Genomic DNA, 22279 nt, shown 5'->3' on the forward strand with positions numbered 1-22279 from the left:
ACAACGTCCTGTTTTAATGATATGGCATTAGAAAAATGGTGTGGAAAAGTAGCAGAAGACGACTGATAAGAGAGCAGGTCAGCGCAATCGTTCTAGCCCACGCTGCAGAGTTGCGCTGGAAAGCTCGCCAAAGTGCGTATTGACCAGGTGACCATCGGCATCATAAAAGAGGGTGGTTGGCATGGCGTGAGCTCCGGTGGCTTGACCAACCGCATTGCTTGGGTCAAGCCATACGTTTTCCAGTGAGAAGCCGTGTTCACTCATAAACGCCTCAATATGGGCGGGTGACTCCCCTTGATTAACGAATACAAAGGTGATGTCGGTTTCAGTAGTTTGCGCCTGTTCAAAAACCGGCATTTCGCGGATGCACGGCGGGCACCAACTGGCCCATAGGTTGACCACTATAGGTTGTTGGCTCTGTTGCGACATTTGCGGTAGATCAATGGGCTCACCTGTGCGGGTATTCAGCGCAATATCCGGTAAAGGGCGAGATTGGTGATCTATCAAGGTAGCGCTACCTGCGGCGAGCCCCCACATAAGGCCGCCAGCCAACAGTGCGCCAGTCAGTGGAAACCGCTGGCGTGGTGAGCGCCATAAAACCCAACTGGTATACGCAAGGCCGATAACAATACCGCCAACAATATCAAAGCCGCCATCGCGAATATCCAGGCGCGAAACTAGGCCATCATATTCGCCCCAGTAGCGCACTACGAAGACCAGGCGGGCGCCAATAAAAGCAACAAACAGCAGCGTAAATAGCGTATCGCTGACGGGCACCCGATGGCGCCGACCCAGCAGCGCACCGGCAAGCAGCGCCAATAAAAAAGCCAAGCCAATCAAGAGTTGGTGGATACTAAAGCCCACCGGGCCCAGGGCAACACTCTGTTGCAGCATAAGAAAAAATAACCCCTAAAATAATGCAGTGCTGGCATTGTCGCAGCACGACATTATTTAGGTATTATGCGCGGTATACCTGGGGCGATATGTCGCAACCGACAGTTTTTGAAAATTGAGTCTTCTCAGTGGTATTAGCGATCGGCTACCAGCCAACGCACCGCGTAGGGCGGCAGCGCATCTTCTGCGACCCAGGGGTTAGCGGGATCCAGCGCTTGCCAGGCGTGTTTTTCAAGTGCCTGGGTAACTGCCTCGCCCACGTTCTCTAAGGGGAGCGGCAGATCGGTGACGTTGTACAGCGCCAGTAAACGGCGGCCGTCATGCAGTGGGCCGCGTTCTACCGCCAGCAGTTCCGGTGCCGAGACCAACACCCGCTGGGCGGCATTGGGGTGAAAGCAGGGTTCATGACGGCGCTGGTCTAATAGCCGGTTTAACGCATGGAAGACATCGTGGGTGGGCGTTGAAGGGCTATCTAACAGCAGGTCTAGCTCGCTACGCTGCCAGCGCCGACGGTTGATCGAGCGTAGCCGCCCACTGCGCTCAACCCCCTCAACGTCGTTGAGCGTGCCCGTTAGCGTGTGAATATACAGCGCGGGGATACCCTGCAAACTCAGCATAATCGCCTGGCTGCATAGAAAGCGCGCAACCTGCCACGGGTCGGGGCCACGGCGGGTGCCACGCATGGCTTCAAACCAGGTGATATTGATCTCGTAGGGCGTATCGCTGCCATCGGGGTTGCTACGCATGCTGACAAAACCGCCGAATTTGTGCATCAGCTCCAGCAGGGCATCACGCTCGTGGTCAGGCAATAAACCTTCCAAGGGACGCACGCCAATGCCATCGTGGCTGGCGGTAAAATTAAGGTAGGTGCATTGGTCGGGGAGTACCGGAAGGCTGGCAAGCCATGTTTGCAAGGTGCTCGCTTCGCCCCGGGTGAGGGTGTGCAGCAGCAGCGGGGGAAGGGCAAACTGATACACCATATGGGCTTCGTCGGGCGCCCCCGCGGGTAGCCGATTTAAACCAAAATAACTGATGTTTTCCTGGTGTGGCACATTGGTTTCGGTAATCAACAGCGTGCCGGGGGCCACATGATCCACAATCGCCCTTAGCAGCCGCACCACAGTATGGGTTTCCGGCAGATGAATGCAGGAGGTGCCCAACCGCTTCCACAGAAAGGCCACCGCATCCAAACGTACAATCCGCGTGCCTTGCTCCAGGTAGAACAGCAAGATACCCACGAACTCCAGCAGTACATCCGGATTTTCAAAGTTCAGGTCAAGCTGGTCTTCTGAGAATGTCGCCCACAGGTAGCGGGTACCGCGCCGGGTTGAAACGGGCACCAGCAGCGGACTGCTGCGCGGCCGCACCACCTGGGAGACATCGGTCTCTGGATCGACTTCGATAAAGTAGTCGCGGCCGGGCAGGCTGCCGCTCAGGTAATCCACGAACCAGAGGGACTCCCGTGAAACGTGGTTGAGCACCAGGTCGGCCATTAAATCGTAATGACTGGCGAGCTCGCGGATATGTGACCAATCACCAAGGTCGGGGTTCACTTCCCGGTAGTGGATTACCGAAAAACCGTCGTCGCTGCTCCAGGGAAAGAAGGGCAGTACATGTACGCCGCTGATGCGATCGCCCAACCGCGCTTGAAGGAAGTCGCTAAGCACTGCCAACGGCGGCACATTATCTTCAATAATGGAGTCGCCGTAGCTGATCACCCACTGATCTTTTTCGCTCCAAGATGGTGCGTTTTTAGAGCTGGCTCCGACGGGGTTGGGTGAAAACGGAGCAAGCGACTTAAAATGCTCTAGACGCTGGTTTAAGCGGCGCTGCACTTCCCCCGCCCGGGGCCCGTAAAGGTGGCTGAGGTAGTCATGAACGGTATTTGAAAATGTATCGTGGACGGTCTGCTCAAAGGTGGGCATGGGGTGCTCCTGATAAACAATCTGCCACAAACGCTGCAGCTTGTGTGCCAAATCGTTACAATGCGAGGTTGATATCGCGTTTAAACGCTAAGCTACATTAGCTTATGGCAGTTGCTGCTGCTAAAACGCTATTAATAGCACACACATTGACAGGTTATAACACGCTAACTCGTGCGGCACGCCGACACGAGCTGACAATAGGTTGACCGCCATGCATTGCCCTTTTTGTGGTGCAAATGATACTCGAGTGACAGATTCGCGACTGGTAGCCGATGGTGACCAGGTACGCCGTCGCCGCCAGTGTGCGAGCTGCCAAGAGCGCTTCACCACCTACGAGACCGCTGAATTGGTCATGCCGCGGGTGGTGAAGTCCGATGGCTCCCGCGAGAGCTTTAATGAAGCCAAATTGCGGGCAGGTATGCTGCGTGCCCTGGAGAAGCGCCCGGTCAGTGCTGAAGCCATTGAAGCGGCGGTGGAGCGCATTCGTCAAACCCTACGCGCCCGGGGTGATCGTGAGATCAACGCCCGCGATATTGGTGAGTCGGTCATGCAAGCGCTTAAAACCCTCGATCACGTCGCCTATATTCGCTTTGCCTCGGTATATCGCAAGTTTCAGGATCTGGATGAGTTTCGTGCTGAGATTGATCGGCTGTCACAAGAGCCCTCTTCACGACCGAGCCAAGGCAGCGAGTCGTCACAATGAGCGGTGCCTTTAGCCAAGCAGACCATCGCTATATGGCGCGGGCGCTGCAGCTGGCGCAAAAAGGTTTATACACCACGGATCCCAACCCGCGGGTCGGCTGTGTGATTGTGCGCGATGAGCAAATTGTCGGCGAAGGCTTTCACTTGCGTGCCGGTGAACCCCACGCCGAAATCAACGCCTTGAATGATGCGGGTGAGCAAGCCCAGGGCGCGACCGCCTACGTTACCCTGGAGCCCTGCTCTCACATAGGCCGCACCGGCCCTTGCGCGGTGGCGCTCCAGGAAGCGAAGGTGTCGCGGGTGGTGATTGCCATGGTGGATCCCAACCCGCAAGTGAGTGGCCGTGGTATTCGTCTGCTTGAGGAGGCGGGTATTGAGGTGGCAGTGGGATTGTTGGAGATTGAAGCGCGCGTGCTGAATCCCGGCTTTATTGCTCGCATGACCCAACAGCGCCCCTTTGTGCGCCTGAAAATGGCAATGAGTTTAGACGGTCGTACCGCCATGGGGTCGGGGGAGTCCCAGTGGATTACCGGGCCAGAAGCGCGTACTCAGGTACAGCGGCTACGGGCGCGTTCCAGCGCAATATTAAGCGGCGTGGAGTCGCTGATTATGGATGACTCTCGGCTGACGCTACGAGCAGAGCAGCTACAGCTCGACAACGCTGACGAAGTGGTTCGCCGCCAGCCCCTACGGGTGATTTTAGATACCCACTTGCGGTTACCCCTGGCGGCGGCCTGTTTAAGCGAGCCTGGGCGTACGCTAGTGATCGCTACGCCAGATCACTCGGAAGAGAAGCGTGAACGGCTAACCGAGGCGGGCGCTGAAGTGCAGGTGTTGCCCGCCGGTAGCGATGGCCGTATCGACTTGGTGGTAATGCTGCAGTGGTTAGCCGAAAATGAGCAGGTCAACGAATTGCTGGTGGAAACCGGTGCAACGCTGGCGGGCGCTATGCTCGATGCGGCGCTGGTCGATGAGCTGCAGCTGTTCGTTGCCCCCACACTGCTAGGTGGCGAAGCACGGCCGCTTTTTGCGCTGCCAGGGCTCTCACGTATGGCCGATCAGCGGCGGTTAACCATTCACGATATGCGAGCGGTGGGGCGCGACTGGCGCATTATCGCTTCCCCTCAGGCGACTAGCGAAACTGGCCCATCTGGCGAATTTAGTGAGAGCAAGGTAACCTGACGCGCAAAATCATGACTAACTCACGCGACACTTTCGCGATAACCGTTCGTGACTACATTAATTGGAGATTCCATGGCGCACCCCTCCTCTAGAGGCTTAGCCCCTATCGCCGAGCTGGTGGACGATATCCGCCAGGGCAAAATGGTGATTCTCATGGACGATGAGGATCGCGAAAATGAAGGTGATATCATCATGGCTGCCGAAAAAGTGCAGGCTGAGCATATCAACTTTATGGCTCGTTTCGCCCGCGGCTTGATCTGTATGCCGATGACGCGCGCCCGTTGCGAGCAGCTTAATCTGCCGCTAATGGTGCGCGATAACGGTTCCGGTTTTGGCACTAAATTTACCCTCTCCATTGAGGCAACCGAAGGTGTCACTACCGGCATTTCTGCAGCGGATCGAGCGCGCACAGTGCAAGCTGCCGTAGCACCTCATGCAAAACCCTCCGATATCGTTCAGCCAGGCCATATCTTTCCGTTGATGGCAGAGCCGGGTGGCGTGCTGCGTCGTGCCGGGCACACTGAGGCGGCGTGTGATTTGGCAGCACTGGCAGGCTGTGACCCTAGCGGTGTAATCTGCGAGATCATGAATGATGATGGCAGCATGGCGCGACGCCCGGAGCTAGAGGCGTTCGCCCAAGAGCACGGCATTAAAGTCGGCACCATCGCGGATCTGATTCATTACCGTATCGTCAATGAGCAGACCATCGATCATCTGGAAGCGTCAACGGTAATGACTTCCCATGGCGAGCTTGCGCTGCACGTGTTCCGCGACCGTATCCAGGGCGCCCATCATTTGGCGCTGGTCAATGGTCAACCCACGCCGGAACAGGCCACCACGGTGCGTGTGCATCTTGCCGATACGCTGCGTGACGTAATGGGCTTAATGAAAGGCGAGCAGTGCCGCTGGGATGCCCACCGCGCGTTGGAAGAGATTGCCGGTGCCGCGCCAGGCGTGTTTGTGTTGATTGACGATGGTCGCCCGCACCAGGATTTGAAAGACCAGCTGGATATCTTTTTGGATCGCGTGCGCCAGCCGCGTACCAGTGATTCCGACGGTGCCGGTAACTACCTAACCATCGGCACCGGTTCCCAGATTCTGCGCTATTTAGGCGTAGGTAAAATGCGATTACTTAGTTCACCGTGGAAGTTTTCGGCGCTGTCCGGCTTTGATCTTGAAGTCGTAGAGCGTTTGGGCCCAAATGACACGGCGTATGAGCCAATTTCTCAGCAGGACGAATCAGCAGGATTAAATTGATGCACTCCCTCACTCAAGTTGAAGGTACCTTTGTTGACGTTGATGGCCACTATGTCATCGTGGTCGGCCGTTTTAACCATCACGTGGTGGATAGTCTTGTGGAAGGCGCCGTCGACAGTTTGACCCGCCATGGCGTAGACGCAGAACATATTCATATCGTTCACGTGCCGGGCGCCTGGGAACTCCCACTGGCGGTGAAGCGTGTACTAAAGGTGATGAAGCCCGATGCAGTGATTGCCCTGGGTGCGGTCATTCGCGGTGGCACACCGCATTTTGAATACGTGGCGGGCGGCTGCAATACGGCGATTAATCACCTGCAGCTTGAGTTTGATACGCCGGTGGCTAACGGCGTGTTAACCGTTGAAACCATCGAACAGGCGATTGAGCGCGCGGGTACCAAAGCCGGAAATAAGGGCACCGAAGCTGCCATGGCCGCCATGGAAATGGTTTCTCTGCTCCGCGCGCTGCCGTCAGGAGATACCCAATGAGCGAGCGTAAACCCTCTGCTGCTCAGCAGGGCCGTCACGCGGCGCGTGAGTTAACGGTGCAGGGGCTTTATCAGTGGCACATGACGGGTAAATCCATCACCACCATTGAAGCCGAGTTTCGTAGCCAGGTCGCCGATGACGATCTTGAAGATCACGAAAACTGGGTGAAGGTGATGGAGATTGCTGACAAAGCACTGTTTCACGAACTCCTCCACAACACCGTGCGTTTCAAAGCTGAACTGGATCGTGAGATCTCCCCCCTGCTAGACCGCCGCTTAGAAGATCTTGATGCGGTAGAGTTGGCCATTCTACGGTTGGGCGCTTACGAGCTTTCCCGCCGGATGGAAGTACCCTATCGTGTAGTGATTAACGAAGGCGTTGAGCTGGCTAAGTCATTTGGCGCCACCGACGGCCATAAATACGTGAACGGCATTCTCGACAAGCTGGCGATTCGCTTGCGCAGTGCCGAGGTCAGCGCTCGCCGTCTCTGAACGCGAGCGGTATGACACAGCGTTTAAGGGGCCTTTGTGCTTGCCGAATTTGATTTGATTCGACGCTACTTTATGTCGTCGCAGGAGGCGTCGACCGCGTCAAATGGTGTCACACTGGGATGTGGTGACGACGCCACGCTACTGGTACCGCAAGCAGGCCAACAGCTGGTCGTAAGCGTTGATACCTCGGTAGTGGATGTACACTTTCCCCGCGAAGCCCCGGCATTCGCGGTGGGTCATCGTGCCTTGGCCGTTGCTCTGAGCGATTTGGCCGCCATGGGGGCGACTTCACGCTGGTGCTTAATGGCGTTAACCCTGGATCAGCGCCAATTTGCCGATGATGAAGCTACCCAGGCCTGGCTGGCCGACTATGCACAGGGCTTTCATGCCCTTAGCCAACAGCACGCCACTACGCTGGTGGGAGGCGACGTCACTTCCGGTGCGCTTTCCATAGGCGTTACTGTGATGGGCGAGGTACCGGTAGGTGAAGCGTTAACCCGCGGCGGTGCCCAGGCGGGTGACTTGATTGCCGTCACCGGTGCGTTAGGCGGTGGGGCAGGGGGGCTGGCGCTTTGGCAGCAGGGCGAGCGTGACCTTTCGCATCCGTTGTTGAGTCGCTACCTATTGCCCCAACCGCGCTTAGCGGCGGGTTTGGCGCTACGAGGCCTGGCCACCGCTGCACTGGATATTTCCGATGGGCTGCTGGCTGATTTGGCGCATCTTCGCGAGGCCTCGCAGGTAGGAGCCATCATTGCGTTAGATGCACTACCACTAGCGGACGAGCTGGAAAGCACGCTAGGGCGGGAAGCTGCGCTAAAAGCGGCGCTTTCCGGCGGAGATGATTACGAACTGCTGGTTACGCTGGGCGCTGACGACGTCGCCGAGGCGCAGCAGCGTTTGGTGCCACTGGGCCTCTCGCTGACCGTTATCGGCCGCTGTAGTGAAACGTTGGGCGTTAGTGCTTCTGATCAAAGTGATTTAAGTGGTTATGCTGGCTGGCAGCATTTTAGTGGGGAAGCGCCATGAATCGTGCACCGAAAAGTGTCTGGCGTCGCCCAACACATTTTTTTGCCTTCGGCTTAGGTAGCGGTACTGTGCCTTGGGCACCGGGTACTTTTGGCACGCTAGCGGCAATTCCGTTCTACTGGATGATGGCGGAATTGCCCCTGGGGTGGTACCTGAGCATTTGTTTTGTCACCTTCATTGTCGGTGTTTGGCTATGTGATAAAACGTCCCATGATTTAGGGGTGCACGATCACTCCGGCATTGTATGGGACGAGTTTGTGGGGTACTGGCTGACGATGGCGGCGGTGCCTTTTTCTTGGGAGGCTGCGTTATGGGGTTTTATCGTATTCCGCATCTTTGATGTCTTTAAGCCCTGGCCCATCCGTTGGGCTGATCGCCGCGTGGCGGGCGGATTTGGCATCATGATCGATGACGTGATGGCAGGGGTCTACGCCTGGAGTACTATGCACCTCTGGTTCTGGCTGCACTAAACTGGAATAAGTGGTGAGAGAGCAGAAGCGGTGGATAACTTTTTCGAGCGCGTTGGCTTCAAGGAGGTAGCATGCGCAAGGAACGTCTGATTGTCCCCACACTGGCGATCATAGCCGTCGTGTGGATGGCAGCGCAGCTTCTCTCCAGCGTGCTGTTTGAGCGCAGCCTGCGCCAAGCGCTCGAAGACCTGGAGGCGCGGGGGGAGTGGCGGGTCAACCGTACAGAGAGTCGTCAGGGTTGGCTAAGTTCCCAGGGTAGGCTGATTCTGTCCCCGCTGCTGGGCCGCCCCTGGCGCCTTGAGCTTACCTATCGCGCGCGACACGGCATTTTAAGCACGGACGTCGAAGGCACTGTGTTACCCCGCCTCGATACCGTGTTACAGCAAGCTGTGGGTGAAGTCTCTGCTCCATCTGTGCCGCGCTGGCAAGGGCGCTACCATACCCTGAGTGGTCATAGCGAACTGCGCCTTGCCCTTGCTCCCTTCGTTATTCAACAAAATGGTCGTGAGCTAGCCGTGCGCGGCGGTCGGCTGCGCTTGGAAGGGGTGTTTGGTGATTGGCGACTACGCGCGCTGTTTGATCAACTCACCCTTATTGACGGGATGGCCCAGCTTGCGGTAGGCCCCACTGTGCTCGAAAGCCGCTATACCTATATTGATGATGCTTACCACTTTGCTCAACGCGACCATCTGCATATTGAGACGCTGACGCTTAGCTACCCTTCCTATGATATTCAGCTCTCACCCCTCGACCTGAATAGCCACATGGTGCTGGATGAGAGCGAGCTACGTATTAAAGGTGACCTAGAAATAGGCGATGTGATGGTGCCTTCTGAAGCGCCGGACATGCCGCTGCTCAGTGGTCGTATAGAGATGGAGCTTTCCCGCCTGAATGCCGATGCAGTGCGCGAAGTGATACGCCGTTTGCGCCAGGAAGCCGCCTGGGGAGACGCTAGTCTACCCATGGCCGAGGGGTTGTTGGCCCGTCTTGAACCTGATCTGCGTAAAGTGCTTAGCGACTCGCCGCGTTTAGATGTCATGACCGTTGCCATCGAAAGTCCGTTGTTAGGTATTCGTCTGGATGCGGATGGCGCGCTGTTTTTTGATGCCCGCCAGCTAGATGAGCTTAGCGTAGTTGACCTCGATAAAGAGCAAGAGCAGGCAAAATGGCTGGAGCGTATTGATGGTGACTTCACCTGGCATGAAGCGCCCACCGTCGCCGCGCTATGGTTAGGGCTCCCGCTTGGCACTCGTGAACTGCAGTTCGATGTGGTGCGCGGCGTGTGGCGTGTTAATGGGCGCCCGATGCCCGAACTTTGGCCTGAATAAGCGTTATTAAACCGACTGTTCTACTCGTGAAGGGTTGAAGTTTCGGCGCACTGCCCGCATTCCATGAACAACGCTAGGCGGTTGTCACCGCCGGTATCGGTTCATTGGAGGACGCATGAGCGACCAGGATTACGAACGCGACGCTGAAGATCTTGATTGGCAACTTGATGACGAGCAATCATCCACTACTGACGACGCTCCTAGTAGTGAAGCCCCCAGTAGTGAAGCCACCGGTAGTGAAGGTAGTAGTGAAAAGAGCATTAATGGGAGTGCTGAAAAGAGCGCTCAAGAACAGGGTAACCATCAGGGTGGCAATGATTACCGCTCAGACGGCGAGCGGGTAAACTCCCTGGTTCCTGCCAGTGAAATGCTTCCTGAGCGTATTTACCTGCTGCCTATTCATAATCGGCCATTCTTTCCTGCCCAGGTACAGCCGCTGGTGGTTAATCGCGAGCGCTGGGAAGAGACCATGCGCCGCGTGGGCAACACGCCGCACCACACCCTAGGTGTTGCCTTTGTCGGCGAGCAGGGCGTTACCTCACTGGATCATGAAGGTTTCCCGGAGATCGGTACCGCGGTCAAAGTGCACAAACTTAAAGGCGAAGACGATCAGATTCAGTTTATCGCCCAGGGCCTTCAGCGTTTCAAAATTACCCGCTGGCTCTCCAAAGAGCCGCCTTACCTTGTCGAAGTTACCTACCCTAAAGAGCCGGTTGACGCGGAGAATGAAGAGACCCGTGCCTACGCCATGGCGATCATTAACGGCATTAAAGAACTGCTGCCGATTAATCCGCTGTATGGGGAAGAACTCAAGCACTACCTCAACCGTTTTAGTCCGCATCAGCCGGGCCCGTTGACCGACTTTGCCGCCGCGATTACCTCCGCCAAGGGCCCCGAGCTTCAGGATGTGTTGGCGACACTGTCGGTAGAAGAGCGGATGCAGAAGGTGCTACCGCTGCTGCGTAAAGAGATCGATGTGGCGCTGCTACAGGGCGAAATCAGCGAGCAGGTAAACGCGCAAATGCAGGATCGCCAGCGCGAGTTCTTCCTGCGTGAGCAGCTCAAGGTTATCCAGCGTGAATTGGGTATCTCCAAGGATGATCGCGAAAACGATGTAGATACCTTTCGAGCGCGTTTGGAGTCGCTGGTGGTTCCCGAACGCGTTCAATCGCGTATCGACGATGAACTCAATAAGCTCAGCGTGTTGGAAACCGGTTCGCCAGAGTATGGCACCACGCGTAACTATCTGGATTGGCTAACCTCGCTGCCCTGGGGCGTCACCAGCCAGGATCAGTTGGATCTGCCCCATGCCCGCCAGGTGTTGGATCGCGACCACGACGGTTTGAAAGACGTTAAAGAGCGCATTATCGAATTTCTGGCCGAAGGCAAGTTTAAAGGCGACGTAGGTGGCTCGATTGTGCTGTTGGTCGGCCCGCCAGGGGTAGGTAAAACCTCCATTGGGCGTTCGATTGCTGAAGCCCTGGGGCGTCAGTTTTACCGCTTCTCTGTAGGCGGCATGCGCGATGAGGCGGAAATTAAAGGCCATCGGCGTACCTATGTGGGCGCTATGCCCGGCAAGTTGGTGCAGGCCTTTAAGGAAGTCGAGGTCGAAAACCCCGTTATCATGCTGGATGAGATCGACAAGCTAGGGCAGTCCTTCCAGGGCGATCCCGCCTCGGCGCTGCTAGAAGTGCTTGATCCTGAGCAGAACGTTGACTTCCTCGATCACTACCTCGATGTGCGCATGGATCTCTCCAAGGTGCTGTTTATATGCACCGCCAACACCCTGGATTCGATTCCTGGGCCGCTGCTGGATCGTATGGAGCAGATCCGTCTTTCCGGCTATATCGCCGAAGAGAAACTGGCAATTGCCAAGAATCACCTTTGGCCGAAGCTGCTCAAGCGCGACAACCTGACGAAAAAGCGTATCAGTCTGTCCGATGCTGCCTTGAAACAGGTCATTGAAGGCTACGCCCGGGAAGCAGGGGTGCGCCAACTGGAGAAGCAACTGCACCGCATTGTGCGTAAATCCGCCGTTAAGCTGCTCGAAGAGGAGCCAGAATCGGTCAAGATATCGGTCAAAAACCTGGAGGAGTTCTTGGGTGCACCGATTTTCCGCAAGGAAAAAGTGCTCACCGGCGAAGGGGTGGTGACCGGCTTGGCGTGGACCTCTATGGGCGGGGCAACGCTGCCCATCGAAGCGGGCAAAGTTCACTCTCTGGATCGTGGCTTTAAGCTGACCGGCAAGCTGGGCGAAGTCATGCAGGAGTCGGCTAATATCGCTTACAGCTATACGTTGGGCCATCTGCAAGAGTATGGCGCCGATGCCGACTTCTTTGATTCGGCGTTTGTACACCTGCACGTACCTGAAGGGGCGACGCCAAAAGATGGCCCTTCGGCGGGTGTGACCATGACCACTGCGCTGCTGTCACTGGCCAAACACCATGCGATTGATCGGCCTTTGGCGATGACCGGCGAACTGACGTTAACCGGACAAGTGCTGCCCGTTGGCGGTATTCGTGAAAAAGTCATTGCTGCCCGCCGCAGCGATATCTTTGAATTAATTCTGCCCGATGCCAATAAGCGTGATTACGAAGAGTTGCCGGAATACCTAAAAGAGGGCATGACAGTGCACTTTGCCAAGCGCTACCGCGATGTGGCGGATGTAGTGTTTGGTCGAAAATAGAGAGTTGATTTTATTTTTAGCAAGGTTTTTTTAACCTTTAAAAGCGCCTTACGAAAGTAAGGCGCTTTTTTTACATTTGTTCACTGGTACGCTGACAATAGCCACACTGATAATAGCGTATGTTTAATAAAAATTAAGAACATCTAATTCTTGGAGAACTAATGCGCAATAATCAGCCCGTGACCCAACGTGAGTATGTTCTGAGTGAGGAAGCGGTACTCATTTCTCGCTCGGATTTAAAAGGCAATGTGACCTACGCCAACCCTACCTTTGTTGAGGTCAGTGGCTATAGCCGTGAAGAGCTAATCGGTGCCCCCCACAATATTCTTCGTCACCCTGATATGCCCGAAGCAGCTTATGCTGACTTCTGGAAAACCATCCAAGCCGGGGTCACTTGGCAAGGCGTGGTCAAAAACCGACGTAAAAATGGCGATCACTACTGGGTGCACGCTACCGTTGCACCACTCCGAGACGGAGAGCGGATCGTTGGCTACACCTCAGTGCGCCGCAAAGCCGCTGGTAAGGCCGTTGCCAGAGCAGAAAAAATCTACGCTGAAATTCGCGAAAAGGGCAAATCCCGCCACTATGCGCTAGCCCATGGAACGCTGCGCCGTAAAGGCTTGACCGGCATGCTGTCGCGCTTTCAGTTCTCTAGTCTGAAAGCCAAGCTCACCAGTATGGTGTTGGCATCGTTGTTGTTGCTCTGCCTTTCAGGGGGATTGGGCGTCTATGCGCTGATGGTTTCTGGCGAACGGCTGGAAACCATTAATCGTTCAGGGTTGAACGATGTGGCCTCGCTGCAGCATATCGAGCGCTATATTGGTCAAACGGTTGGTATGCTGGAACCTGCGGTGCGTAACCCTCGTCGGGCTGACCTGGAGGCCGTCAACGCAGATATTGGTCAATATACCGATGCTATGCAGACGCTGTGGGCGGGCTACTACGCGGATGAAGCGGTCAGTGATGAGACCGCCCAGGCCTTTGATAGCGCGCTGAATACTTGGGGGGCAGCGGTGCAAACCGCCCTTGTGGCGATTGAAGAGGGTAATGGATTCGCGGCCTTTGAAGCCTTTAATGACATCGTGGTACCGACCACTGAATCACTGCGCGAGATGAATAGCACCCTGGTAGAGCAGGTGCGCGCCGATGCCGAAGCGTTGGTCACCCAGGCGCAAAGCGGGCGTCAACAGCTGCTAATTGCTCAGCTGGTGCTGCTGGCCATTGGCTTTTTAGTCATGATCGGCCTGAGCGTGATGATTCTGAAGTCCGTGTTTCGCAGCTTGTCGGGCGCGCGCTATATCACTTTCCAAATTGCCGCAGGTAACCTGGCGGCCCGTGAACGCCGCCAAACCAACGATGAACTGGGCGAGCTGCTCTACTCCCTGGACACTATGCGCTTTAGCCTCTCCAGCATCGTGGGCGATGTAGAGAGTCGGGTATCCGTCGTCACCCCGGCGATTCAGCAGATAGCCGCTGAAAATGAGGAGCTCTCTTCACGTACGGAGCAGCAGGCGTCGTCGCTTCAGCAGACCGCCTCAAGCATGGAGGAAATGACCTCGACGGTTCAGCAGAACACCGAGAATGCCCGCCAGGCTACCGACCTGGCAGTGCAAAATGCGGCGAGCACTCGAGAGACCGGGCAGCAAATGCAGCAGCTGGTGGAGCGCATGCAGCGTATCGCCCAGAGTGCGGAAAAGATGACCGAGATGATCAGCGTGATCGACGGGATTGCTTTTCAAACCAATATTTTGGCTCTCAACGCCTCGGTAGAAGCCGCTCGTGCGGGCGAACATGGCCGTGGTTTTGCGGTCGTCGCCAGCGAAGTGCGCAATCTGGCCGGTCGCAGCGCCGATGCCGCCCAGGAAATCCGTAAGATGATTGATAGCACCACCCAGGAGGTCAGCGGTGGTCGCAGTGCTGTTGAACAGGCAGAGCGGGCGATCGAGGAGGTCTCTCAGCAGGTGAGTAGGGTCAGTGAACTGATGGAGTCGATCAGCACTGCGTCCAGCGAGCAGAGCAGTGGGATCGGTCAAATTAACTCGGCGATTGCTGAAATGGATCTTGTGACCCAGCAGAACGCCTCTAAAGTCCAGTCGATTGCCGCGTCAGCCGATAACCTCTCCCTTGAAGCGTTTGAACTCGCCAATGTGGTCGATGCGTTCCGTTTGGAAGGCGCTCAAGATGAGAGCATCAAAGAGGCGCGGGCCAAGTTACAGCGCGCTAACCAGGCACTCAGCAAAGCTGCCCGCAGTTTGCCAGCCCCTTCCGAGCAGAGTGCTAAATCATCCTCAGCGCAGCCTCGTACCGACCAATGGGAAGAGTTTTAGCGCTCATGGGGCATTACGCTTCTAATGGGATATAGATAGCTGATTTTCCTCCATTCCTTTCACTACATGCCACCCTTCGCGGTGGCATGCTTTATGCATTGCCCCTAATCTGATTCTAATGATGGCGTAAGCCGTCAATAAAAAAGTAGGGGTTCTAAATGCGCAGTGCTAAACAGGCAACATCTACGCAATCAGTATCGAGGCAAACATCATCCAGCTTATACGAGTTGGCTGATGATGAAGTGCTTATCTCGCGCTCGGATTTGCAGGGCAGAATCACCTACGCCAATCAAACCTTCGTGGAGGTGAGTGGCTACACGCTGGACGAGATCATGGGAGAACCCCATAGCCTGTTCCGCCACCCCAGCATGCCCAAAGCGGTATTTCAGAACCTGTGGGAAACCATTGAAGCCGGTAAAACCTGGCAGGGGCTGATCAAGAATCGCCGTCACTCTGGCGAAGCGTATTGGATGCATACCACCGTCGCGCCGCTGCTCGATGGTGACCGTGTGGTGGGCTATACCTCTATTCGGCGCAAAGCGGAAGGTCTAGCCATTGCCCGGGCAGAGCGGGTATACGCTGCTATGCAACAGGGCAAAACCCGTGGTTTCAAGCTCCATTTTGGTGCAATACGCCACACTGGGCTGCGCGGTTGGGCAAAGCGTTTTAGTTTCAGCAGTATGCAGGCCAAACTAATGGGCATGGTGCTGGCTTCAGTGGTTTTATTAGTCATCGCAGGGGCGGCGGGGGTGTATGGCTTAACCAGTTCCGCTGAGCGATTGCGCACCCTCAATCAAACTGGCCTTGAAGGCATTTCCGATCTTCAGCAGATTGACCAGCGGGTTAGTCAAGCGACCCAGGCGCTAGAGCCTGCGGTACGCAACCCGAGGCGAGCGGATCTTGATGCCCTTGAAAGCCAATTAGCCGCCATGAGTGCCAACATTGAGCAATCGTGGCAAGGCTATACTGCAGCGCGCGAAACCGGCGGTGTGCAAGAGGGGTTAACGGCTCATATCACCACCTTTATTGAAAACGCCGCTATCACCCTGACGGCTATTCAGGATGGCAACGGCTTTGCCGCCTTTGAAGCCTTTAATGACAACGTGCAGCCCACCTCTGAAAGTATTAGTGCCACTATCAACGTATTGGTTGAACAGGAACGAGCCGCCGCGCATACGCTAATGGAAAATGCCGAACAGCAGCAACAGGTATTACTATATGGTCAGTTGGGCGTCCTGTTGCTGGGTATTGTGTTAATGGTGGGGCTAAGCATGGCGGTACTCAAATCGCTGATTAAATCGCTCAACGAGGCGCGCCGGGTAACGTTCCAAATTGCCGCGGGTAACCTCGCCAACCGAGTGACCTTAAAGCGTAGTGACGAGTTGGGCGAGCTGTTGAGTTCGCTGGAAACCATGCGCGCTAGCTTGTCGGGGTTGATCACCGAGGTGGGCAGCAAAGTCGATGTGGTGACCCCAGCATCTGAGCATATCAAACAGCAGAATGAGGAGCTGGCATCGCGCACTGAGCAGCAGGCCTCCTCGCTGCAGCAAACTGCTTCTAGCATGGATCAAATGACGGCGACCGTGCAGCAAAACAGCGAAAACGCCCGTCAGGCCAATCAGTTGGCCATGCAAAACGCCACCACCAGCCGTGAAACCGGCGAGCGTATGCAGGCGCTAGTGGAGCGGATGGAGCGTATCGCTGCCAGCGCCGATAAGATGACCGACATCATTAGCGTCATCGACGGCATCGCATTTCAAACCAATATTCTGGCATTGAATGCCTCGGTTGAAGCGGCACGGGCTGGCGAGCAGGGGCGTGGCTTTGCGGTAGTGGCTAACGAAGTGCGTAATTTAGCCGGTCGCAGCGCCGATGCCGCCGGTGAAATTCGCCGCTTGATCGACGCCTCCTCCCAGGAGATCAGTGGGGGTGCCCAGGCGGTAAAAGAGGCCGAAGCCGCTATTGAACAGGTCGTTACCCAGGTGATGAAAGTCAGCGATATCATGGAAGAGATTAGCACCGCCTCCGGTGAGCAGAGCAACGGTATCGCGCAAATCAATACTGCCGTCGCGGAGATGGATCATGTCACCCAGCAGAATGCCTCCAAAGTGCAGTCAATTTCCAGCGCCGCTCAAGATCTCACCCGCGAAGCACTAAGCCTGGCCAATGTGATCGCCGCCTTCCGCTTAGAGGGCGCCGCCGAAGAGAGCAGCGAGACGGCGCGTGAGCGCTTGCTCAAACAAGCAGGGCTTGGTTCCTCGCTATCAGTAGCGGCAGCTGCCCAGGCATTAGCGTCGGCCCAGAGCTCCTTGCCGCAGCGTACTGCCCAAGCCCAGCCAGCCGAAGAGGCGTGGGCGACCTTCTGAGAAATCGGCGCCATGGAGGGCGCTTCACTCGCCATCGAATCTCTCTATTTAGCCTCTTCATCAAGCCTCTACATCTAGTCTCTGCGCATTGCTCATGCCACAATCAAAAAACACTGATATTTTTCAGCATTAGCCTAGCCCGCGGCTTTAGGTGCTGTGGGTTAATAAAAAATAGAGCCTAGCTATTATTAGAGAGTAGAGGAAGCCATGCCAGAGTATCGCTCACGTACCACCACCGCCGGTCGCAATATGGCCGGTGCCCGCGCGCTATGGCGCGCCACTGGTATGCAAGACGGCGACTTTCAAAAGCCGATTATTGCGGTAGCCAACTCCTTTACCCAGTTTGTGCCGGGCCATGTCCACTTAAAAGATATGGGCCAACTGGTGGCACGGGAGATTGAGAAGGCCGGGGGCGTCGCCAAAGAGTTCAATACCATTGCGGTGGACGACGGTATCGCCATGGGCCACGATGGCATGCTCTACTCGCTGCCCAGCCGCGACCTGATCGCCGACAGCGTTGAGTATATGTGTAACGCCCACTGCGCCGATGCGCTGGTGTGTATTTCCAACTGCGACAAGATTACCCCCGGGATGCTGATGGCCGCGTTGCGTCTCAATATTCCGGTGATCTTTGTTTCCGGCGGCCCCATGGAAGCGGGTAAAACCAAGCTGCTCAACCATGGTTTAGATTTAGTCGATGCCATGGTGATGGCCGCCGACGACAGCGTGGATGATGACACCCTGGCAGAAGTAGAGCGCAGCGCCTGCCCTACCTGCGGCAGTTGTTCAGGCATGTTTACCGCCAACTCAATGAACTGCTTAACCGAAGCGCTGGGCCTGGCCTTGCCTGGCAACGGCACCGTGCTGGCGACGCACTCTGATCGTCGTCGCCTGTTTGAAACTGCTGGCCATCGTATTGTCGAGCTGGCTAAGCGCTATTACGAAGGCGATGAGGCGCACCTGTTGCCTCGCGCCATTGCCTCCAAGGCAGCGTTCAAAAACGCTATGACCCTGGATATCGCCATGGGCGGCTCGACCAACACCATTTTGCACTTCCTGGCGGCGGCCCAGGAAGCCGAAGTTGACTTCACCATGTCGGATATTGACCGCCTCTCTCGTGAAGTACCCCAGCTCTGCAAAGTAGCGCCCAATACCCAGAAGTACCATATCGAAGACGTCCACCGTGCAGGCGGCATTATGGCCATTCTGGGGGAGCTGGATCGTGCCGGAGTGCTGGATACGTCTGTGCCCACTGTGTATGGCGATAGCTTAAAAGAAGCGCTGGATGAGTGGGATATCATGCGCTCGCCAAGCGCTGAGGTGGTTGAGTTCTTTAAAGCAGGCCCCGGCGGTGTACCGACCCAAACGGCATTTTCCCAAAGTGCCCGCTGGCCGAGCTTGGATGGTGACCGCGCCACCGGCTGTATTCGCGACCTTGAGCACGCCTTCTCTCAGCAGGGCGGCTTAGCCGTGCTCTACGGCAATATCGCGCTGGATGGCTGCGTGGTCAAAACCGCCGGGGTCGATGACTCGATTCTGGTCTTTGAAGGCCCCGCCCATGTGGTGGAGTCCCAGGATCAGGCGGTCGCCGATGTGCTGGCGGATAAAGTCAAAGAGGGTGATGTGGTTGTGATTCGCTACGAAGGGCCGAAAGGTGGCCCCGGTATGCAGGAGATGCTCTACCCGACGTCCTATCTCAAATCCAAAGGATTGGGTAAAGCTTGCGCGCTACTGACCGACGGGCGCTTCTCTGGCGGCACCTCAGGGCTCTCTATTGGCCATGTTTCTCCTGAAGCAGCGGCGGGCGGCGCGATTGGACTAATCGAGCAGGGCGACCTGATCCGTATCGATATCCCAAACCGGGCGATCAACGTCAAACTGACGGATGCTGAACTGGCGGCCCGCCGAGAAGCGATGGAAGCCAAAGGCGCCACTGCCTGGAAGCCTGCTGAACAGCGTCCACGTAAGATAACCCCGGCACTTAAAGCCTATGCGCTGTTGGCGACCTCCGCTGACAAAGGGGCTGTTCGGGATCTAAGCAAGCTCGACTGATACACGCACTGAAACACACAATCAGCCCGAGTAAGGAATCAAATGAAGGCGATTATAAACGTTGGATTAGTCGGCTACGGTTTCGCTAGCCAAACCTTCCACGCACCGCTGATTCAGGCCACGGAAGGCCTGGACTTGGTCGCGGTGTCTTCAAGCGATGCCGCCAAGGTGCAGGCGTCACTGCCGGATGTTGAGGTAGAGGCGCAGGCATTAGCGCTTTGTCAGCGTAGCGATATTGATTTGATCGTTATTCCCACCCCTAACGATACCCACTTCTCCCTCGCCAAAGCCGCTCTCTCGGCGGGCAAGCACGTAGTGGTCGATAAGCCGTTCACGGTCACCCTATCGGAAGGAAAGCTGCTCAAAAAGTTAGCGGATGATAAAGAGCGTCTATTGTCGGTGTTTCACAACCGTCGTTGGGACAGCGATTTCTTGACCGTTAAAGCCCTGCTTGAGGCGGGGACGCTAGGACGCCTGGTCAATTTTGAATCTCACTTTGACCGTTTCCGCCCGGAAGTGCGCGATCGCTGGCGCGAGAAGGCCACCCCTGGTGGCGGCATTTGGTTTGATCTGGGGCCACATTTGCTAGATCAAGCCTGTGAGCTGTTTGGCATGCCCCAGTCTATTCTGCTAGAACTCGGCGTGCTGCGAGATGGCGCCCAGGCTGACGATGACTTCCTGGCGCTGCTCGACTACGAAAGCTTTCGCGTTACCTTGGCGGCGGGCACGCTGGTGGCCGAACCAACGCCGCGCTTTCGGATTAATGGCACCCAAGGCAGCTTTATAAAATACGGCTTAGACCCTCAAGAGGATCGCTTAAAAGCAGGCGAAGTGCCGACATCCCAATGGGGCGAAGATAGCCAACATGGCACCTTGACGCTGCGTGAAGGAGAGGGGGATAACGCGCCGCTAACGCGTTGTGAACTTCCAACGCTGCCGGGGGACTACCTGGCCTATTACCAAGGCATTGCTGCCGCTATCCGCGATAAAGCACCGTTACCGGTCAGCGTCGACGACGCTTTGCGCTCAATGGCCCTACTGGAAGCAGGCCTGGACAGCCACCGCCAACGTCGTTGGATCGCATTGAAAAATCATCTTTAGAAGTAGGAGCTAGTTGTAGCAGGGAGCTTCAGCTCGCGATGGGTTAGGCTTCCAGCCAGCTTAAGCGAAGGGGCGCCTTCGGCACCCATCGCCCACTGGAAGTGGCTTCCTACAATGGCACAGAGCCTGATACGTACACCGGTGCTAGGCGTTAGTTGTAGGAGGGAGCTTCAGCTCGCGATGGGTTAGGCTTCCAGCCAGCTTAAGCTAAGGGGCGCCTTCGGCACCCATCGCCCACTGGAAGTGGCCTCCCACAATGGCACAGAGCCTGATACGTACACCGGTGCTAAGCGTTAGTTGTAGCAGGGAGCTTCAGCTCGCGATGGGTTAGGCTTCCAGCCAGCTTAAGTTAAGGGGCGCCTTCGGCACCCATCGCCCACTAAAAGTGGCCTCCCACAATGGCACAGAGCCTGATACGTACACCGGTGCTAGGCGTTAGTTGTAGGAGGGAGCTTCAGCTCGCGATGGGTTAGGCTTCCAGCCAGCTTAAGCTAAGGGGGCGCCTTCGGCACCCATCGCCCACTGGAAGTGGCCTCCCACAATGGCACAGAGCCTGATACGTACACTGGTGCTAGGCGTTAGTTGTAGGAGGGAGCTTCAGCTCGCGATGGGATAGGCTTCCAGCCAGCTTAAGCTAAGGGGCGCCTTCGGCACCCATCGCCCACTGGAAGTGGCCTCCCACAATGGCACAGAGCCTGACACTTACACCGGTGCTAGGCGTTAGTTGTAGGAGGGAGCTTCAGCTCGCGATGGGTTAGGCTTCCAGCCAGCTTAAGCTAAGAGGCGCCTTCGGCACCCATCGCCCACTGGAAGTGGCCTCCCACAATGGCACAGAGCCTGATACGTACACCGGTGCTAGGCGTTAGTTGTAGCAGGGAGCTTCAGCTCGCGATGGGTTGGGCTTCCAGCAAGCTTAGGCTAAGGGGCGCCTTCGGCACCCATCGCCCACTGGAAGTGGCCTCCCACAATGGCGCAGAGCCTGATACGTACACCGGTGCTAGGCGTTAGTTGTAGGAGGGAGCTTCAGCTCGCGATGGGTTAGGCTTCCAGCCAGCTTAAGCTAAGGGGCGCCTTCGGCACCCATCGCCCACTAAAAGTGGCCTCCCACAATGGCACAGAGCCTGATACGTACACCGGTGCTAGGCGTTAGTTGTAGGAGGGAGCTTCAGCTCGCGATGGGTTAGGCTGCCAGCCAGCTTAAGCCAAGGGGGGCCTTCGGCACCCATCGTCGAAGTGTCGAACCACCACTAAAAGTGGCCTCCTACAATGGTGCGGAGCCTAAAGGCTGCTCTCGGCCAAGCTAATTATTGTTTCACAATAAATCCGTTGCACTATTGCGCTTCTCTTCCCGCAACCTATCCCGGGCGATATAGAGCGCGGCGATGGCGCGGGCTTCGTGAAAATCCTCGCGCAGTAGCAGGGCGGGCAGTTCCTCAATGGCGTGGGTTTCCACAATCAACGGCTCGGGCTCATCCCCCGGCAGGCGCTTGGGGTACAGGTCGGTGGCGAGGAGTACCTGCATACGGTGACGCATATAGTTGGGCGCCAACGAGAGCTCGACCAGCGGTTCAATGCGGTGAGCGCCTACGCCACACTCTTCCATCAGCTCCCGGTTAGCCGCGGTAATGATATCTTCGCCAGGGTCGACCAACCCCTTAGGCAGGGTGAGCACATAATCTTCAAATCCAGCGGCGTATTCGCGGATCAGCAGTACGTGGTCTGGGTCGGGCATCGCCACCATCATCACTGCGCCGCGATCAGCGCCGGTCAAACGCTCAAATTGGCGCTCTTCTCCGTTAGAAAAACGCAAATCAAGCGACTCAATCTGGAATAAACGGCTCTGGGCCACGCTCTTGCGAGCCAAAATTTGCGGCTTTTGCTGGTAGCCCGAGCGCTTGGTACTGGCGCCTTCAGGGTGATTGAAGGTGTCGCGCGTTGGGGGGGACGTAGACATAAAAGTGGGCCTCCATGGCTGGTAAAAGGC

The 22279-nt window shown here is 56.4% G+C and carries 16 protein-coding genes; 13 read left to right on the forward strand and 3 right to left on the reverse strand.

Translation table 11 applies throughout. The annotated features are described in order from the left end of the window. Positions 1–78: 78 nt before the first annotated feature. Positions 79–894 carry a TlpA disulfide reductase family protein gene (locus tag KF947_RS18885; protein WP_227404795.1) on the reverse strand — a complete coding sequence of 272 codons (816 nt, stop codon included), beginning with the start codon at positions 892–894 and terminating at the stop codon, positions 79–81. A gap of 134 nt (positions 895–1028) precedes the next feature. Further along, positions 1029–2819 carry a sugar phosphorylase gene (locus KF947_RS18890; RefSeq protein WP_227404796.1) on the reverse strand — a complete coding sequence of 597 codons (1791 nt, stop codon included), beginning with the start codon at positions 2817–2819 and terminating at the stop codon, positions 1029–1031. Positions 2820–3030: 211 nt separating this feature from the next. Here KF947_RS18890 and nrdR point away from each other — a divergent pair, with 211 nt between their 5' ends. The 13 genes from nrdR to KF947_RS18955 all read left to right on the forward strand — a co-directional run bounded on the left by nrdR (position 3031) and on the right by KF947_RS18955 (position 20295). Continuing rightward, entirely contained in the window at positions 3031–3522 is a 492-nt protein-coding gene (nrdR, locus tag KF947_RS18895; protein WP_133730275.1) for a transcriptional regulator NrdR, read from the forward strand. After that, a complete protein-coding gene (ribD, locus tag KF947_RS18900) occupies positions 3519–4703 on the forward strand; it encodes a bifunctional diaminohydroxyphosphoribosylaminopyrimidine deaminase/5-amino-6-(5-phosphoribosylamino)uracil reductase RibD (RefSeq protein ID WP_133730276.1) in 1185 nt (394 codons plus the stop codon). The genes nrdR and ribD overlap by 4 nt, the downstream gene beginning before the upstream one ends. Before the next feature lie 72 nt (positions 4704–4775). Next, positions 4776–5960, forward strand: coding sequence for a bifunctional 3,4-dihydroxy-2-butanone-4-phosphate synthase/GTP cyclohydrolase II (gene ribBA, locus KF947_RS18905; protein ID WP_133730277.1), 1185 nt, complete (start codon positions 4776–4778; stop codon positions 5958–5960). Then, the gene (ribE, locus tag KF947_RS18910) at positions 5960–6448 is read left to right on the forward strand and encodes a 6,7-dimethyl-8-ribityllumazine synthase (RefSeq protein ID WP_133730278.1); all 489 of its coding nucleotides are present in this window, start codon (positions 5960–5962) and stop codon (positions 6446–6448) included. The genes ribBA and ribE overlap by 1 nt, the downstream gene beginning before the upstream one ends. Next, entirely contained in the window at positions 6445–6939 is a 495-nt protein-coding gene (gene nusB / locus KF947_RS18915; protein WP_007114491.1) for a transcription antitermination factor NusB, read from the forward strand. The genes ribE and nusB overlap by 4 nt, the downstream gene beginning before the upstream one ends. A gap of 36 nt (positions 6940–6975) precedes the next feature. After that, positions 6976–7965 carry a thiamine-phosphate kinase gene (gene thiL, locus KF947_RS18920; RefSeq protein ID WP_227404797.1) on the forward strand — a complete coding sequence of 330 codons (990 nt, stop codon included), beginning with the start codon at positions 6976–6978 and terminating at the stop codon, positions 7963–7965. After that, positions 7962–8435, forward strand: coding sequence for a phosphatidylglycerophosphatase A (locus KF947_RS18925; RefSeq protein ID WP_133730280.1), 474 nt, complete (start codon positions 7962–7964; stop codon positions 8433–8435). Before thiL ends, KF947_RS18925 begins: the two co-directional genes overlap by 4 nt. 71 nt (positions 8436–8506) lie before the next feature. Further along, entirely contained in the window at positions 8507–9763 is a 1257-nt protein-coding gene (locus tag KF947_RS18930; protein ID WP_227404798.1) for a DUF945 family protein, read from the forward strand. A 115-nt stretch (positions 9764–9878) separates the two neighbouring features. Further along, positions 9879–12449: an endopeptidase La gene (lon, locus tag KF947_RS18935; RefSeq protein ID WP_227404799.1), complete on the forward strand. Its 2571-nt coding sequence runs from the start codon at positions 9879–9881 to the stop codon at positions 12447–12449. Positions 12450–12610: 161 nt separating this feature from the next. Next, complete coding sequence (locus KF947_RS18940) at positions 12611–14776, forward strand: PAS domain-containing methyl-accepting chemotaxis protein (protein ID WP_227404800.1); 2166 nt, start codon at positions 12611–12613, stop codon at positions 14774–14776. 158 nt (positions 14777–14934) lie between these two features. Next, positions 14935–17142, forward strand: coding sequence for a methyl-accepting chemotaxis protein (locus tag KF947_RS18945; protein ID WP_227404801.1), 2208 nt, complete (start codon positions 14935–14937; stop codon positions 17140–17142). A gap of 207 nt (positions 17143–17349) precedes the next feature. Further along, positions 17350–19194 (forward strand): dihydroxy-acid dehydratase, encoded by a 1845-nt coding sequence (ilvD, locus tag KF947_RS18950; protein WP_223288232.1) that lies wholly within the window; start codon positions 17350–17352, stop codon positions 19192–19194. 42 nt (positions 19195–19236) lie between these two features. Then, positions 19237–20295, forward strand: coding sequence for an oxidoreductase (locus KF947_RS18955; RefSeq protein ID WP_223288231.1), 1059 nt, complete (start codon positions 19237–19239; stop codon positions 20293–20295). Positions 20296–21607: 1312 nt separating this feature from the next. Here KF947_RS18955 and nudE read toward each other — a convergent pair. After that, entirely contained in the window at positions 21608–22249 is a 642-nt protein-coding gene (nudE, locus tag KF947_RS18960) for an ADP compounds hydrolase NudE (protein WP_227404802.1), read from the reverse strand. Between the last annotated feature and the right edge of the window lie 30 nt (positions 22250–22279).

Origin of the sequence: Halomonas sp. FeN2, from assembly GCF_020595105.1 — a bacterium.
Classification (GTDB): Bacteria; Pseudomonadota; Gammaproteobacteria; order Pseudomonadales; family Halomonadaceae; genus Vreelandella; species Vreelandella neptunia.